At 39.1% G+C, this 14,759-nt stretch carries 18 protein-coding genes; 7 read left to right on the top strand and 11 right to left on the bottom strand.

Going from position 1 to position 14,759, the window contains the following annotated elements:
• Positions 1–48: 48 nt before the first annotated feature.
• The 5 genes from E2H97_RS13710 to E2H97_RS13690 all read right to left on the bottom strand — a co-directional run bounded on the left by E2H97_RS13710 (position 49) and on the right by E2H97_RS13690 (position 2,517).
• A complete protein-coding gene (locus E2H97_RS13710; protein WP_133407659.1) occupies positions 49–477 on the bottom strand; it encodes a hypothetical protein in 429 nt (142 codons plus the stop codon).
• 40 nt (positions 478–517) lie between these two features.
• Positions 518–949: a hypothetical protein gene (locus E2H97_RS13705; protein ID WP_133407658.1), complete on the bottom strand. Its 432-nt coding sequence runs from the start codon at positions 947–949 to the stop codon at positions 518–520.
• A gap of 31 nt (positions 950–980) precedes the next feature.
• A complete protein-coding gene (locus E2H97_RS13700; protein ID WP_133407657.1) occupies positions 981–1,337 on the bottom strand; it encodes a hypothetical protein in 357 nt (118 codons plus the stop codon).
• Positions 1,338–1,497: 160 nt separating this feature from the next.
• Positions 1,498–1,914, bottom strand: a complete 417-nt coding sequence (locus tag E2H97_RS13695; protein WP_133407656.1) for a VOC family protein — start codon at positions 1,912–1,914, stop codon at positions 1,498–1,500.
• A gap of 9 nt (positions 1,915–1,923) precedes the next feature.
• Positions 1,924–2,517, bottom strand: a complete 594-nt coding sequence (locus E2H97_RS13690) for an NADPH-dependent FMN reductase (protein WP_133407655.1) — start codon at positions 2,515–2,517, stop codon at positions 1,924–1,926.
• 144 nt (positions 2,518–2,661) lie between these two features.
• Here E2H97_RS13690 and E2H97_RS13685 point away from each other — a divergent pair, with 144 nt between their 5' ends.
• The 4 genes from E2H97_RS13685 (at position 2,662) to E2H97_RS13670 (ending at position 6,472) form a co-directional block, all read left to right on the top strand.
• Positions 2,662–3,294 carry a helix-turn-helix transcriptional regulator gene (locus E2H97_RS13685; RefSeq protein WP_133407654.1) on the top strand — a complete coding sequence of 211 codons (633 nt, stop codon included), beginning with the start codon at positions 2,662–2,664 and terminating at the stop codon, positions 3,292–3,294.
• Complete coding sequence (locus tag E2H97_RS13680) at positions 3,284–4,015, top strand: pseudouridine synthase (RefSeq protein ID WP_133407653.1); 732 nt, start codon at positions 3,284–3,286, stop codon at positions 4,013–4,015. The genes E2H97_RS13685 and E2H97_RS13680 overlap by 11 nt, the downstream gene beginning before the upstream one ends.
• 59 nt (positions 4,016–4,074) lie before the next feature.
• Positions 4,075–5,250, top strand: a complete 1,176-nt coding sequence (purT, locus tag E2H97_RS13675; protein ID WP_133407652.1) for a formate-dependent phosphoribosylglycinamide formyltransferase — start codon at positions 4,075–4,077, stop codon at positions 5,248–5,250.
• Positions 5,251–5,329: 79 nt separating this feature from the next.
• A complete protein-coding gene (locus E2H97_RS13670) occupies positions 5,330–6,472 on the top strand; it encodes an HAD family hydrolase (protein WP_133407651.1) in 1,143 nt (380 codons plus the stop codon).
• Between the two features lie 7 nt (positions 6,473–6,479).
• On the opposite strand, the gene E2H97_RS13665 is transcribed toward E2H97_RS13670, so the two are convergent.
• Together E2H97_RS13665 and E2H97_RS13660 are read right to left on the bottom strand one after the other, a co-directional pair.
• Positions 6,480–6,941 (bottom strand): hypothetical protein, encoded by a 462-nt coding sequence (locus E2H97_RS13665; protein ID WP_170308309.1) that lies wholly within the window; start codon positions 6,939–6,941, stop codon positions 6,480–6,482.
• A gap of 74 nt (positions 6,942–7,015) precedes the next feature.
• The gene (locus E2H97_RS13660; protein WP_133407649.1) at positions 7,016–7,441 is read right to left on the bottom strand and encodes a hypothetical protein; all 426 of its coding nucleotides are present in this window, start codon (positions 7,439–7,441) and stop codon (positions 7,016–7,018) included.
• A 97-nt stretch (positions 7,442–7,538) separates the two neighbouring features.
• On the opposite strand from E2H97_RS13660, the gene E2H97_RS13655 reads away from it, so the two are divergent.
• Positions 7,539–7,880, top strand: a complete 342-nt coding sequence (locus E2H97_RS13655) for a DUF3634 family protein (RefSeq protein ID WP_133407648.1) — start codon at positions 7,539–7,541, stop codon at positions 7,878–7,880.
• On the opposite strand, the gene phrB is transcribed toward E2H97_RS13655, so the two are convergent.
• The 3 genes from phrB to E2H97_RS13640 are packed head-to-tail and all read right to left on the bottom strand — an operon-like array spanning position 7,877 to position 11,190.
• A complete protein-coding gene (gene phrB, locus E2H97_RS13650; RefSeq protein WP_133407647.1) occupies positions 7,877–9,301 on the bottom strand; it encodes a deoxyribodipyrimidine photo-lyase in 1,425 nt (474 codons plus the stop codon). The genes E2H97_RS13655 and phrB overlap by 4 nt on opposite strands.
• Positions 9,291–10,241, bottom strand: coding sequence for a YbgA family protein (locus tag E2H97_RS13645; protein WP_133407646.1), 951 nt, complete (start codon positions 10,239–10,241; stop codon positions 9,291–9,293). Before E2H97_RS13645 ends, phrB begins: the two co-directional genes overlap by 11 nt.
• A gap of 19 nt (positions 10,242–10,260) precedes the next feature.
• On the bottom strand, positions 10,261–11,190 hold the full coding sequence (locus E2H97_RS13640; protein WP_133407645.1) for a polyprenyl-phosphate transporter: 930 nt from the start codon (positions 11,188–11,190) through the stop codon (positions 10,261–10,263).
• A 379-nt stretch (positions 11,191–11,569) separates the two neighbouring features.
• On the opposite strand from E2H97_RS13640, the gene E2H97_RS13635 reads away from it, so the two are divergent.
• Together E2H97_RS13635 and E2H97_RS13630 are read left to right on the top strand one after the other, a co-directional pair.
• Complete coding sequence (locus tag E2H97_RS13635) at positions 11,570–12,061, top strand: hotdog fold domain-containing protein (RefSeq protein ID WP_425466791.1); 492 nt, start codon at positions 11,570–11,572, stop codon at positions 12,059–12,061.
• Between the two features lie 70 nt (positions 12,062–12,131).
• Positions 12,132–12,470 (top strand): DUF805 domain-containing protein, encoded by a 339-nt coding sequence (locus E2H97_RS13630; RefSeq protein WP_133407643.1) that lies wholly within the window; start codon positions 12,132–12,134, stop codon positions 12,468–12,470.
• A gap of 110 nt (positions 12,471–12,580) precedes the next feature.
• Here the strand turns inward: E2H97_RS13630 and E2H97_RS13625 are convergent, their stop codons facing one another.
• Complete coding sequence (locus tag E2H97_RS13625) at positions 12,581–14,617, bottom strand: hypothetical protein (protein WP_133407642.1); 2,037 nt, start codon at positions 14,615–14,617, stop codon at positions 12,581–12,583.
• Positions 14,618–14,759 lie beyond the last annotated feature (142 nt).

Raw genomic sequence — 14,759 nt, 5'->3', positions numbered from 1 at the left:
GACACTTTACCGTGTCGCCTTTTACTTTTAGTTAGCTAGTGTAGGGAATCAATCTTTCATTTGCTGTCTTAATTTTTCATTTTGCTCAGCTAATACGACTTGAAGTGTAGCCATATTTCTTGCCACGCCTTGGGCACTAAATATGATATCTGTGTAGTGTTTTGAAACTTCACCCAGTAATTTATTTTGCTCTGGAGTGATTTTATCTGGATTAGGTATGCTCGATTCAAATGCTTTTGCCATGAGGTCTAAAGTCCGATTTGATTGGTCTATAATTTGGGAAGGATCTTGTGATTGAATGTTATCAAACATTTTTTGCAGTTTACTGATTTCTTTATCAACCTCCGCAAATTTTTTTTCTACTTCTCGACCAAACATTGCTTTAATTTTGTCAGCGTCAAAATTAGGTTTGGCATCTTCAACTTTAGTAAAATCCTTCAAAGCTTGGCTACTAGTTACAGAATCAATCGGGCTCATAATAACTTCCTTGTTTAAATGTTAGCTTCGTATTAGATGACTATAAATTAGCTCTATCTTTATATGCCTCTTTTAAAATTTCATTTTGCAATTTGAGTTCATACTCTAAATCATGCATTTGTTTTGCAATTTGTAACGTTTTGTTCAGTACATCCGAATAATGTGTATGTAACTCTTGAACGAGTGCTGACTTTTCAACACTTGAGCCTTGATCACTCATTTTGAACGCGTGATCTATATCTTCTATGATTGATACTGTTTTATTACTTATGGCGTCTATACTCGAATTTGAGGATGTGCTTAACATTTGTTGAAGTTTAGTAATTTCCTTATTAATTTCAGAAAATTTTGAAGCTGAATTAGCACCTAGTATTTCCTTTATCTTATTTAAATCTAATTGTGGTTCAGTTTTTTCTGACGGTGAAAGACTGGTTACCGTGCTACTACCTAATGCTGGATCGATCGGGCTCATAAAACTTCCTTGTAGATGAGTATAGGCTTGATTATAGCTGATTATTTACCATCTCAGAGATCAAGCGTTTGATTTCTTTAATTCCATCTTGTATCTCTTTTAAGCCTTGTTGTATATCTTGACGAGCAATTTGTATTGCGTCTTCGCGTTTTTGCTCTTCTTCATCAAGAGTTGTGGCTGCAGAAGATTGTGCATTAGTTAAGACCAAGCAATTGCTTTGAGTTAGATCTTGTAACATTTGCTTTAGGCTGGAAAGTTTCAACTCCAGCTTTTTTTCATAACCAGTAAGGTGGGCGATGAATTGAGTGAGATGATTTTTCAAATCTATGTTTTTTTCTGAGTCCGTGGTTGCTGTATTAACAAGTTGATCAACAGCAGTTATCGGCATGAGTGGTGTTACGGATACGTCGCTCATAATGGGTTGCCTCTGTGAGAGAAATATCCGTTTTCAATGATTCATCCTAACTATTTATATAATTTAAGTTATTGATAATAAATTCGATATCGAATAATTACGCATAATTCACCATCTGGTCAAACCAGTGTTGTTAGTATCTATTTCTTTCACTGGGTAAATCAGTTAAATACTGCACAAATTCTACTTCAATACCATTTGGATCATTATAGTAAACACTCTTATGGCTTGGATCTTCAGCGCCGTTAATGGCAATTTCATAACCTGCTGTTTCGAGTCGGTTGATCAAAGCTTCAAGGTTTGTCACTGTAAAAGCGATGTGAGCTAACCCGACTTGTGAGCTTTTTAAATCACGAGCCTCTTCTGCACCGTGGTCACTAAAAGCTAAATAATTATAATCATCGCCAAAGTGTAGCCAATTACTTGGCATTCCATATCTTACATTTTTTCCTCTACCTCTTATTTTCCAATGAGGAAACGCGGCTTGGTAAAAGTCTACTGTTTTATTTAAATCTCTTACGACAAAATTTACGTGTTCTAGTCTGATCATATTGGCTCCTTACATTCCAAACGAGTAATTATTTTGATTAGGAAACGGGTCTGCTTGCAGTTGTTGACGCATGGGGGTAAGCGCTTGAGCATAGTGATGTAACATGTACAGGCTGTAGTCTATTCGCCCTCTGATTTGAGGATCATGACCGCTTTGTTGATCTTCATTAAGCACATCTTCCACGCTTCGGACGATTAAGTAATCTGGGATGGGAAGTAATTTGCTATTTTTAGTGCCATCTAACTTTAATTCAGATATTGGGTAAGCCCCGCTGATACCACTTGATACTGATACAAATACCACTGGCTTATGAGCTGTGATTTCGTTAGGTAGCATCATCAAAAAGTTTTTTAATAATGGCGATGCCATCCCATTCCATTCAGGGGTGATTAATACCAGTGCATCAGATTGTTCCACTTCTTCAGTGAGCTCAGTCCAATGAGGCCCATAATCATCACTTGCATCCCAAAATGGCAGCTGTTTGTCAGTAAGCTCAATATGAGTGACATGACTGAATTGTCTGGCCTGAGTTTTAATGTATTCACCTACTTTGGCACTTTGTGAGTTTTTTCTATGACTTCCGCTAAAGATTGCTAGTTTCATGATTGATGTTCCTTTTGTTATCTCCAAACTTGATATTAAGTAAAGTAAATTGTTTATTTAATATTGTAAAGTAAAAATAAAGAAAAAAGTTTATTTAATTGTTCTTTTACTTGATAATGGAGGTGTATAGCTAAGGAAGCGGATATGAAAACGTCTCAAAAAATCCTCAATTTACTCAAGACTCAAGGAGCGCTGACGGCTAAAGTGCTTGCGGAAGATTTATCTCTTACCACTATGGGGGTAAGACAGCATTTATTGTCTTTAGAAGAGAGCGGTGATGTCGTTACTTTTGACAAATCAGCTGGGCGTGGACGGCCAACTCGGTATTGGAAATTAACAGAAAAAAGTGTCGAGCGTTTCGAAGATCGCCATGAAGATTTATCACTTCAATTAATTGATTCCATTAAAGTCGTTTTTGGTGAATCGGGCTTAGATAAATTGATTGAAGAGCGTGAGACTCGAAGCCTTGAGGTTTATCAACAAGCTATATTGTCTGCCGATAGTATCGAGCGAAAGCTGGAAGTCTTGGCTAATATTCGAAACCAAGAAGGGTATATGGCTAGCATTGAACAAGATAATGAAGCTTGGTGGTTGTATGAAAATCATTGCCCAATTTGTGCTGCCGCAAGTAAATGCCAAAACTTCTGTCGCTCCGAATTGCAATTATTTCAGGATCTATTTAAGGATTGTGCGATAGTAACAAGAGAAGAGCATATCATTGAAGGTGCACGCCGTTGTGCATACAAAGTAGTACCGAATACAAAACATGAAAAGTAAGAGGAGCCGATTAGACCGTTATTTAGCTAAAGAGCTGGTTCAGCCTAAAAAGGTCATTCGTCAAATATTGTTACAGGGTCGGGTAAAACTCGATGGCGAAGTTTGTAAGGATATGGATAAGCTGATAGATGAATTTAGCCACATAAAATTTGATGAGCAAGTTTTACAATCTCTTCAGCCTGTTTACATTATGCTCCATAAGCCAGTGGGTGTAGTCAGTGCGACAAAGGATCTTCAACATAAAACGGTGCTGGATTTAATTGACCACCCCCAGAAAAATGAATTACATATTGTTGGACGGTTGGATTTAAACACTTCTGGATTATTGTTATTAACCAATGATAGTCGCTGGTCTAACAAATTGATGCAGCCTGAAAATAAAATTCCAAAGCGATATAGAGTCCAGCTGGCAAACCCGATACATCCCGATTATATTGAGAGCTTTGCCAAAGGCTTTTATTTTGAATATGAGCAAATCACAACATTACCAGCTCAATTAGAAATTATTGCTGAGCGTGAGGCAATAGTCTCAATTCAAGAAGGGAAATATCATCAAGTTAAGCGTATGTTTGGTCGCTTTCGGAATCCTGTTGTTGCTCTACACCGTTTATCTGTTGGTGGATTAAGTTTAGATAACTCATTGGAAGCTGGTGAAAGTCGGATGCTAATGCCTAATGAAGTCTTTATGGCGTTAGAAGAACCCAAATGGAGTGAAGATTAACAAAATTAGATCGATACTATTAATTATTGATGTCATTGATACAAGTGAGGTGCGAAGCTATGTTAGGTACTGCATTGTGTAAAAATGCCTTGAGAGCTCTACTATTAGGCAGTGGCGAGCTAGGTAAAGAAATCGCTATTGAATTGCAACGTCTTGGTATTGAAGTTATTGCGGTCGACAGATATGCCAATGCGCCAGCAATGCATGTTGCTCACCACTCACATGTAATCGATATGCTTGACGGTGCAGCCTTGCGTTCTGTAATTACTCAAGAGCAACCTCATTTAATTATCCCTGAAATTGAAGCCATAAATACCGAGACCCTTGTTGAGCTAGAGAAAGAAGGCTTACGTGTAGCTCCATGTGCTAAAGCAACACAATTAACGATGGATAGAGAAGGGATCCGTCGCTTAGCTGCTCACCAGTTGGGAATACTCACTTCTCGTTTCTTATTCTGTAGTTCTCGTAAAGAGATGGATAAGGCCATTGATACCATAGGACATCCATGCATAGTAAAGCCTTTGATGAGTTCTTCTGGTAAGGGACAAAGCTTGGTTAAATCCGCTTCAGACTATGAGCAAGCATGGACACATGCACAAGTTGATGCTAGAGGTGATTCAGCACGGATTATTGTAGAGAGCTTTATCGATTTTGATTTCGAAATTACCTTGCTAACCGTTAATGCAGTCGATGGTATTCATTTTTGTGATCCGATTGGGCACAGACAACAAAATGGGGATTATCAAGAGTCTTGGCAGCCACAAGTGATGTCAAAGCATGCCCTTGAGCAAGCACAAGAGGTCGCTCGTAAGGTAGTGAAGGCTTTAGGGGGATATGGTGTATTTGGTGTGGAGTTATTTATAAAAGGGGACGAAGTGTATTTTTCGGAAGTCTCTCCTCGGCCACACGATACGGGATTAGTGACTCTAGTAAGCCAAGATCTCTCTCAATTTGCTCTGCATGTACGGGCGATTTTAGGCATGCCTATTTCTAAAATTACGCATTGTGGTCCTAGTGCTTCAGCGGCGATAAACGCCGATGGTCACTCTGTAAATCTTGGGTTCAAAGGATTACAGCATGCATTTTCACAGCCGCAAGTTCAAGTCAGGTTATTTGGAAAGCCTGAAATCAATGGCCATCGTCGTCTTGGTGTTGCATTAGCTCGAGATGAGAGTGTTGAAGCTGCGGTATTAAAGGTCAAATCAATCGTAAAGAAAATAGAAGTCGTCTTATAGACAACTTAACAAACATAATTATGCATCTTCATTTGGATTGGCTAGGCTAAAAGTAAGTTATTGCTAGGGAATGTTGTTAATGAGTGGGATCTCAGTCGGTACGCATGGCAACCATCACTATCTTGCAGATAAAAAAAGCGATGTCACTAAGGTAGATCAAGTAACGGATCAAGCCTTAGCTAAACCCAATAATTGGGTGTCCTTTACTTTGCAAACACCAGATGGTTTAAGTGAAAGAAAATTTCAAGTGAAAGCCGTACGTCAAAAAGATGTGCCTTCCGGCTATAAAGTTGAAGTGCGAAGAAATAGCGTTGCAGGTAAAATTCGCCATGCGTTCTCACTTATTTTTTCTTCATTGAAATTTTGCCAAGCAGATAGGCAATTAGGACATTTTTCTCAAGATCTGTTTTCCCGTTACACTTTCAGTCAAGTTGCAATTGAAAAAAGCTCAATGTATTTGAAACCTGCCATTGAACATTTATTCAATGCGGCTCAGATATCACAAGCATCACAACCATTTATTGATGATCACGGGCATCATGTCGTGATGGCACCTTCTCAGGTTATAGATAAACTGAATGCACAGCCAGACTCAAAAGAACCAATGGCTGTGGTATTTGATTTGGATAATACCCTATATACAGAAGGCGATTATGATGGTTCTCAAACAGAAAAACATACTAAAAGTTTAGATCCTGAGCTTCCAAGTAAATTAAAGACATTTAGGCAAAAATTCCCCAATGCCAAACTTGTTGTCATTACACAATCCCCTTTTATGGCAAAGGGACTAGTTGAATCTAAGTTAGCGCATTGTGGCTATGAACAGGGAACCTTTGATGTGATAAATACCAAAGGGGACCCTGATTTTAAAGTTGAAAATGGAAGGTCACCTGCCAATAAAGGAGAACGCTTTTTAGCTATTGCAGCTAAAGAAAAAGTACGTTCGAATTGGTCTCCGCAACGGGTCTTTTTCTTTGACGACACTGAGGGGCATCTAGATGATTTAAAAAAAGCGAGTGATGAGCTAAGTGCTCAATTTGAAGGTTATCACGTTCAATCCTCTCATCATTTTGTCGAGCATAAACGTCAAAAAATTCCCTCTTTAGACAATGGCCCCAATTTAACAAAGCCCGAACTTGCTAAGCTTACTGTCACTGAAGAATTGATGGCTGGTAATTTAAAACCTGAGCAACTACATCGTTACCGAATGTTAAGGCGTTAGCTTTTTGCTAACTCAACTGCCTGACTTCTCTATTGATAGCTTCTCTAGTGCTATCAATGGCATTAATCATTAAATCTGTTGATTGACGGCTTTTTTTTACACTGTTCCAATTGGTTGACCAAGTACTCATCAATATTTTGGCTTTTTGCTCGACCTTGTAACCCGCCAGTGGGCTTAGGTCTCGTATCAATCTTACTTTAACCCACCCTTTGCGAGGGTTTCCATCTTTGGTGTTTTTATCAAAATGAAGTACATAAATGATTTGCTCAAGTTGAGATAAATCATTCAGAATCTCAATGCTTGCGGTGCGAGAGGTTGCTGTTTTTTCTATATTACCTAGTTTCCATACGGTATATCCAAACCCAGTTATAGATAAAAAAATAGCAAAAAGAGTAAAACTCAGTAGAAGTGATTTACGAGAAATATACACCATGACTTCCCCCAAAATCATTTGTGTAACCGCCACCATATCGTATAAAAATTAAACCAAATTGGCAATTAAGCTATGGTTGAAGGGCTAAGAGCATGTTTAGACAGGCTGGGCTAATGCAATGATGTGAGGGCTTTATTGATAGAGCTTCGAGTTTCGTCAATAGTGGCTATTACTGTATCTGTCGCTTGTTGGCTTTGTTCAATATAAGTCCAGTTTTCAGACCAGACATCCATTAGCTTTAGTGACATAACTTCGACCTCTTCCCCTGCAAGGGGGCTTAAGTCTTTAATCAAACCTACTTTTATCCATCCTCTTCTCGGGCTACCGTCGGTAAGGTTTTTATCGTAATGAAGAATATAAATGAGTTGTTCTAATTCAGACAGTTCTTTGAGAAGCTCAAAACTCGCTGTGCGAACGGTACTGTTCCGTTCAGTGACTTCAAGTCGCCATACGTTATATGAAAAACCGATTATCGAAAGGAGTATACTAAAAGCAATAAAAAAAGCATGTAAACGGCGTTTGGAAGCGTAACTCATAATTAAGTCTCAAAAAGTATTCTTAATTTCAATTTATATTAGTAAAGTATCTGTCTATACAGTTTAGAAAAGATATGAACTTTTGGGAGAGGTATAGATGGAAAATTTACTGAAAATCGCTTTTATCGCTGTTCCTGTTGTGTGTTTAATTTACTTTTTATCCTCTACCCGTAAAGGACTGACCATATTTGAAATGCACTTTAAGCAGGGGCGATTAGATAGACATAAAGGAACGGTTCCAAGTAAATTTGAATGCGAAGCGCGTGAATTAGCCAAAAAGAATAAACTCACAGGTATTGTTCGTGCAGAAAAAAATAATGGTATTCGATTACATGTATCGGCGACGATTAGTGATAACTGTACTCAGCAGTTACGTAATATCTTCCCTTTTGAGCTGTATGACAAAAAAGAGATAGATAACACCAAACAAAGAGGTTAGCTTTTTTTCATTACACTTAAGTATGATAGCGCTCGCTCTCTTGCTGGTTTATGTTCCACAATCGCTGGTGCATATTCAGCTGAAATTAGATATCCAGTATCAGTACGAGAATTAGCTTGATGTAACTTCTTAGCATCAATATGAGCTAACTCTGGAATAAAGTCTTTAATGAACTTAGCGTCAGGATCAAACTTCTTACTTTGTTCCATCGGGTTAAAAATTCGAAAGTAAGGTTGGGCATCACAGCCAGTGCCTGCGGACCATTGCCACCCACCGTTGTTAGCGGCTAAATCACCATCAATCAGCTTTTGTCTGAAGTATTGTTCTCCCCAACGCCAATCAATCAGTAAGTGTTTAGTCAGAAAAGAAGCCACAATCATACGGAGGCGATTGTGCATCCAGCCTGTGGTATTAAGCTGTCGCATTGCGGCATCAACAATTGGGTAGCCCGTTTGACCATCACACCATTTTTGAAAATCAGAAGGGTTGTTACGCCACTGAATGTGATTCGCTAGAGGGTTGAAATTTTGATTACGTGAAAGCTTGGGGAAGGCGACGAGTAAATGACGATAAAATTCACGCCAAATGAGCTCATTAAGCCAAGTCTCAGCCGGTGTTTTTTCCACAATGGCATTAGGAAACTCAGCAAGCAGTGCAGCCAAACATTGCATCGGGCTGAGTATGCCTAAAGCTAAATAAGGTGAAAGTTGGCTGGTGGTATGTAGAGCAGGGAAGTCTCGTTGCTCGCCGTATTTTGCAAGATGTTGCTTACAAAATTGGCTTAAAAGTTGATGCGCTGCTTTCTCTCCAACAGGCCATTGTTCGCTGCTGGTTTTCTCACAATTTAAAGTGATGGTTTGAGCCTGAATGGGTTCTGCAAACGCAGTTAATTTACTTAACGGCTGAACCTGAACCTCTTGCATTATTTCACGCCAGCGATTTTTGAACGGCGTGAACACTTTGTACATCATGCCATGCTGATTGTTAACTTTTCCAGCAGGAAGTATGCAATGTTCTTTAGTGAACGTGATGGGAAAACCATTTTCTAACAATTGGTTATCGCGTTGCCTTTCATTCCATTCAGGTTCTGAACCTGCAAAAACTTGTTCGATAAACCCTGCTTCCCGCTGGGTAATAAACCAATTTATTTGACCTTGAAAATCATTTACATCAAACACGGATAGGGGAATACCAAGTTGAGCTAGCGACGTTGATAACTCGTTAAGCTGGCGCTCGATAAAATCCAACTGAATGGTGGCTTGATCGTGCTGTTGCCACTGCGTAGGTGTAGCAAGGTAAATTGCATGAAGCGGCGACTGGTGTTTATCTGCATATTCTTTAGCTTGAGTCAGAGCTTGATTGTCACTAATTCTAAGGTCGTTGCGAAACCAAAAGATAACCGAATTAGGTTTAATATCCATATCTGAGTTTTAGCGCTTCTGGATGTGGATTTAGATAGATTTGATCTTGAATATACTCTTTGGGAAACTCTCTAAGGTAGTGATTTATCAGTGTTATTGGAACTAACAAGGGCGCGATACCTTGATGGTATTTTACAATACTATCTGTCAGTTCTTGTTTTTGTTCCTTGGTTAAGTCTTGCTTAAAGTAACCTTGAATATGCTGCAAAGTGTTAGTGTGAGTATTACGAGTAGCGCGATGCTTTAATGCCGTCATAAAGCCAATAAAGTACTGCTCTGCCGTTTCTTCTAAATTGGATAAATCTGCCAGTAAAGGCCCCAGCTTTTTATAGCTTTCACGATGGTGAGCCATGATCAGATATTTGTATCGGGAATGAAACTGGATCAATTTATGTTTGGTTAACCCTGAGTGCATCATACATTGCCAATCGTGATAGGCGTAAACTCGCGTGAAGAAGTTTTCTCGCAAGTTTGGATCGTGTAATCGGCCTTCTTCTTCAACGGGTAAATGTGGGTATATTTCCATTAAAGCTCTGGCATAAACTCCAATGCCGGTCTTAGTGGCATGATTGGTTCCCATTTTGTATTCCAGTACTCGTTCCATTCCACAGGTAGGAGATTTAGAGCAAAAGATATAACCGCCAAGTTTATCCAGTTGCGCGACTTTATCATGGCTGAACTCGTTGAGTTGCTGGGTCACATCTAAGCTGCCATCGGCACTTTGCACTAAAATGGCTTCACCTTCTTTGATGAGCCGAATGGATTTTCTTGGAGCGCCAAGACCAATGGCCATTTCGGGACACACTGGAATGAATCGAAAAAACTGACTGAGTTCTTTTTTACAATAAGCCGAATTTTTATGACCACCATCAAATCGGACTTTTTCACCCAATAAACATGAGCTGATGCCCACTTGAATTTTCTCTTCGTTAAACTGCATTGCATGTCCCAAGCATGAATTACTTTGTATCAGTATCGGAGCGGCTGCCGACTTTTTCCAATCTCCATACTAATACGATTGCGCTGAGCATACAGATCACGGCTAATAGTAATTGATGTGACTCTCCAGTGGAGTGTTGATAGGCAAAAGGGGACAAATTTTCTTGAACCAGTGGAACTTGTTCTCCTTTAGAGTTTACTCGCCAACTTAAGGTGACTTTCCAAGGCCAGATTTTGCCGAGCGTTCCTAGCATTAATCCGGTTAAGAAAGCGAGAGTGGCATCATGCCAACGAGATAACAGCATAGATATAAATCGACTGAAGCTTAAAAGCCCACACAAGGCTCCAGCTGCAAATACTGCAAGCGTAGTGACATCGAAACTTTTTGCGGCACCTAAAACGGTTGAATATAAGCCGAGTAATAACAACAAGAAGCTACCTGATATGCCCGGTAAGATCATAGCGCAAATGGCGATAGCACCGCCGATAAAGATAGTAAATAAGTTGATTTCCAAACCAATATGGGTGAGATGATTTAATCCCCAAGCGAGAAATATACCCATTACAAAGCAAGCCAATCGTTGAATCGTCAAGCCGTTAATTTGTTTAAGCACATGCACAACCGAAATTAATATCAGTCCAAAAAAGAATGACCAGATGGGGATTGGATGAGTAACGAGCAGCCAAGAGATGAGTTTAGCTAGGGTAAAAATGCTGGTCAAAATACCTGCAAATAAAGTAACTAAAAAGCCCCCATTGATATGATCGAATGTAGCCTTTAAGCCTTCACGTTTAACCATGCCAAATAATGATGGCTTGATTTTATTAATGCTACCTAGCAAGGTATCAAGAATACCCGTAATAAAGGCTATAGTGCCACCAGAGACTCCGGGTACTACGTCCGCGGCGCCCATTGCCACTCCCTTGAAATAAGTCTTGAGTAAGTTCAACTTCTTTTCCGTTTATAAATGATCAATATAGGCATTATACCTAGGGCCTTTTGAACTTTCAGGCTTAAATTTTGTGCTATTTGAGTGTTTTTTATTCAAGGCGTGAGCGGTGAAGCTTAGCCAGCTAAGTAAACTGGTCACAACACAGAACAGGGAGTGCTCAAAAGCATCGAAGACAGCGTAAATTGGTCACTTCTGCTGCGTTATCGTTTGATTATGTGGAGCGGCCACACTTCACAAACTCCGCCTTGCATAAGACAACCAATTTATCGCTGCAAAAATAAGCAAGAAAGATCAAAAAGCCCTATAGCTATTGCGCTGTCTTACGTTGTGTTTTAGTTTAAATAATAGGCTCATCCGACCACTGAATATGGAAGTTATGGAAAATCAAATTAGAAGCAGTGATAACAAAGTACTTCGTCTTTATAAAAAGTGTTGTCAGTATCCCTTTGGCAAATGGCTTTTTTCGAAAATTTTTTGTCATAAAGCCCCTTACTTCGCGACCGCAAACCCTAAGATTAAGACACTCAGACATAATTATTGTGAGTGCGTAATCAAAAAACGTCGAAGTGTTGAGAACCACATTAAAACGGTTCATGTGATTGCGATTTGTAATGGCTTAGAAATGTCGATGGGGGCAGTGGCAGAAGCTTCAATCCCAAAGCACCTTAGATGGATACCAAAAGGAATGACGGTTGACTACACTGCAAAGGCAGGAAGCGATATTCGCTGTGTGGCGGAGGTGAAGCAAGAATGGAAAGCAGGTGACTTAGATGTCATTGTTACAGCTTACGATACTAATGACGTAGCCGTTGTAAAAGGAATAATACATTTGTGGATTTCTGAAAAACCTAAAAAGCACTCTGGTTAGACCAGTGTGCTTTCCAAAGTCATGGTATAAAACCCGCTTAACAAACAGATAACAATGTCTAAGGAAAGAAATGGAACACTTTATTGGTTGTTTGAAAAAGTATGCTGACTTTACGGGAAGAGCGCGCAGACAAGAATTTTGGATGTTTGTTCTTGTTTACGTCATTTTATCTATTGTGGTGTCTGTCGTTGATATGTTGCTAGGAACATGGGTTTTAGGAACCATTTTCTCTTTAGCTTTATTGATCCCTTCACTTGCAGTTACTGCTCGTCGATTACATGACACAGGCCGCACAGGCTGGTGGCAGCTACTGATGTTTATACCTCTTATAGGTTGGATTATCCTTATTATTTTTGAAGTTCAAGATAGTCATGATGATAACCAATACGGTCCAAATCCAAAGGCTTAATTAAATTGGATTTATGACCACAAAGGTCGTTAGATTGATGAATAAAATAAACCCCAGTGAATCTATCACTGGGGTTTATTTTTAATATCGACGTTTCTGATTTAGGTCAATTAACGAACTTGGTCTCTATTAACAGATAACCGAATCTGTTCATCGGTTTTATTGCCTGTACTGAGCTGCCTTCCATCAGGAAAACTTCCTTCGGCAAGGAATTCACCAGAACGATAAAAGCCATTTATCTTGGTAAAAATCATTCTACGATACAGTGAAGGCACAACTCTCGATACAGAGTAGGGAATCCCTATTTCAATCGCCTCTTGGTTGTAATACTTGGAACTACTCCAATATCCAGTTCCAATTTTCTTTGCTGGAAGTTCGTTGTTTGAATCTCCCGTTGAAAATATCTGTAATTCATTATTTTTGAAGCTAAATGTGAACTCTTCACCTGCTGAAATTTCAAAAAAGTTTATTGTAGTCTTCGGTCCAGAAACTTCTGCGACAGCCTCTGCTGCAAGTTCTGCTTCATTAATATCTTCTGGTGGCTGATATTCAAGTAGTGCGACAATTTTTTTGTCTCCATCAGCATGAATAACCAGCATGTCAGGCATGTAATTGTAGTGGCCGCTGTTAGCATCGAAATTACCATCAGTAGCTACAAAGCTTGGTGAAGTTAATTTGTTTTCAAGTTTCGCTGAAGTCTTTTGCGTTGAGGTGTTTGATCTATTTGAAGGTTGATAAACTTGCACGTAGTTGCAAATATCTTCAGGGTTACCGCCATTTCTACAGCTTGTATCGTTAGCCAGTACCATAGTATCTAAGGGTATGAACGCCCTTGTTGTAAAGGCAATCATCTCGTCATTGTTTGGGAATAAACGAGGATAGTTTTGAGTTGGCACTAAGGCGGATTCCCAAGATGCTAAGTTTGGAAATAAATGCATAAGGCTTGAGATTTGCCTGTTTTTAACAGGAAATTGTTTACCTAACAGTAATTTTTTAAACCCTGATTGAGAGGCATTGGTGAATAATAATGCATTGTTTTTATCAACATCCTGTAGATAGCGTAAAAATGGTGAATCATTCTCATCAGATGGCCTAATTCCACTCTGGAAAAAATAGTCATTGGCCGAACCAACACCATTATTTGAGTAAATAATGGGTCTATTTGAGTCGTTATAAAGTGGGCGCTCGAAAGTATCCAGATTACTATTTATCGAGAACTCCATGGTGATAACATCACCAGAAATCACTTGTTCCAAGTGTGACACTAACCCTGATTTACTTGGTTGGTATGTCGTAAGTTTAACTTGGCTTCCATCTTGCGAAGACTGAAATTGCTGCTTCATATTAACAAAGGTAGCTTTTCTCATTGCTTGTAAAATGAGGCTTTCTTCGTGCTGATTTCTTGATTGAGCTGTATTGCTACTAGAGCCTGTACCACTCGAACTTTGTGGTTGATTTTGTGCTATTGGTGTTTCGATTTGAGCAAGATTTTCATGAGTGAGAATATGTTGAATCGCAACAAGACGCTTTTCTGAATGAGACATTTTATCTGCGTTTTCATTTTGCTCTATTTGTTCATGCTCCTTAAGAAGTGCTGCAAGTGTTCGCTGAGTCACATCTCTTAAGTGATCAGCTTCTCTTTTGGCAAGTGGCGATCTCGCCGTACGGCTCATTTCTATGTGATCTGAGCATAAATCAGCATCTGATAAAACTTTTGCTTTTATTTTCTCTTCCGCTTCTTCACGAGAGTCACCGAAAGCCATGTAGTGTGGAAGCAATGTCGTTAAGAGGCTAATGTTGTAACACTTTTGTGGTGTAATCAATTTAACTGGCTTTTCAACAGGCTTATTGGCATTTTGAATAATGGCGTTGGTGGTTATGTCTGCTAATAAAGGGCAATGTTGATTATTATCATTATATAAATGCCTTGGGTTAAAGCTCCCAGCTTCATCAGTGGTGGTTAATGGCTCATCACTGTCACAATTCAAGTTGCCGTTGCAATCGGTACATACATTTGCATTTTGTATATAACCTTCATCAAACATTACTTTTGCTTGATTCGGAATTGAGTGGCCGGAGTTTTTATCATTACAAGCAGAAACAAGGAGTAAACAAACAATTGAGGTAACTACATAAATCGACTTCATTTTGAGTAATCCATTACATCTAAAAACAGCAGTACAATTAAGGCTAGCAGATTACTTTTCAAAGACAATTGATAAAAATAGAATTAATTTTGATGAGCGTTAAGCATAAAAAAGGCTGGTACGAGACCAGCCAAAAGGGTAA

Source organism: Parashewanella tropica (genome assembly GCF_004358445.1).
GTDB classification, from domain to species: Bacteria; Pseudomonadota; Gammaproteobacteria; order Enterobacterales; family Shewanellaceae; genus Parashewanella; species Parashewanella tropica.
Note: the sequence above shows the minus strand (reverse complement) of the source record. Positions and strands in the feature narration are given on the sequence as shown.

Bases quoted from the DNA above. Each gene is read 5' to 3' on its own strand.
- E2H97_RS13710 (WP_133407659.1), bottom strand. From the start codon at position 477: ATGAGCCCGATTGATTCTGTAACTAGTAGCCAAGCTTTGAAGGATTTT.
- E2H97_RS13705 (WP_133407658.1), bottom strand. From the start codon at position 949: ATGAGCCCGATCGATCCAGCATTAGGTAGTAGCACGGTAACCAGTCTT.
- E2H97_RS13700 (WP_133407657.1), bottom strand. From the start codon at position 1,337: ATGCCGATAACTGCTGTTGATCAACTTGTTAATACAGCAACCACGGAC.
- E2H97_RS13695 (WP_133407656.1), bottom strand. From the start codon at position 1,914: ATGATCAGACTAGAACACGTAAATTTTGTCGTAAGAGATTTAAATAAA.
- E2H97_RS13690 (WP_133407655.1), bottom strand. From the start codon at position 2,517: ATGAAACTAGCAATCTTTAGCGGAAGTCATAGAAAAAACTCACAAAGT.
- E2H97_RS13685 (WP_133407654.1), top strand. From the start codon at position 2,662: ATGAAAACGTCTCAAAAAATCCTCAATTTACTCAAGACTCAAGGAGCG.
- E2H97_RS13680 (WP_133407653.1), top strand. From the start codon at position 3,284: ATGAAAAGTAAGAGGAGCCGATTAGACCGTTATTTAGCTAAAGAGCTG.
- purT (WP_133407652.1), top strand. From the start codon at position 4,075: ATGTTAGGTACTGCATTGTGTAAAAATGCCTTGAGAGCTCTACTATTA.
- E2H97_RS13670 (WP_133407651.1), top strand. From the start codon at position 5,330: ATGAGTGGGATCTCAGTCGGTACGCATGGCAACCATCACTATCTTGCA.
- E2H97_RS13665 (WP_170308309.1), bottom strand. From the start codon at position 6,941: ATGGTGGCGGTTACACAAATGATTTTGGGGGAAGTCATGGTGTATATT.
- E2H97_RS13660 (WP_133407649.1), bottom strand. From the start codon at position 7,441: ATGAGTTACGCTTCCAAACGCCGTTTACATGCTTTTTTTATTGCTTTT.
- E2H97_RS13655 (WP_133407648.1), top strand. From the start codon at position 7,539: ATGGAAAATTTACTGAAAATCGCTTTTATCGCTGTTCCTGTTGTGTGT.
- phrB (WP_133407647.1), bottom strand. From the start codon at position 9,301: ATGGATATTAAACCTAATTCGGTTATCTTTTGGTTTCGCAACGACCTT.
- E2H97_RS13645 (WP_133407646.1), bottom strand. From the start codon at position 10,241: ATGCAGTTTAACGAAGAGAAAATTCAAGTGGGCATCAGCTCATGTTTA.
- E2H97_RS13635 (WP_425466791.1), top strand. From the start codon at position 11,570: ATGGAAAATCAAATTAGAAGCAGTGATAACAAAGTACTTCGTCTTTAT.
- E2H97_RS13630 (WP_133407643.1), top strand. From the start codon at position 12,132: ATGGAACACTTTATTGGTTGTTTGAAAAAGTATGCTGACTTTACGGGA.
- E2H97_RS13625 (WP_133407642.1), bottom strand. From the start codon at position 14,617: ATGAAGTCGATTTATGTAGTTACCTCAATTGTTTGTTTACTCCTTGTT.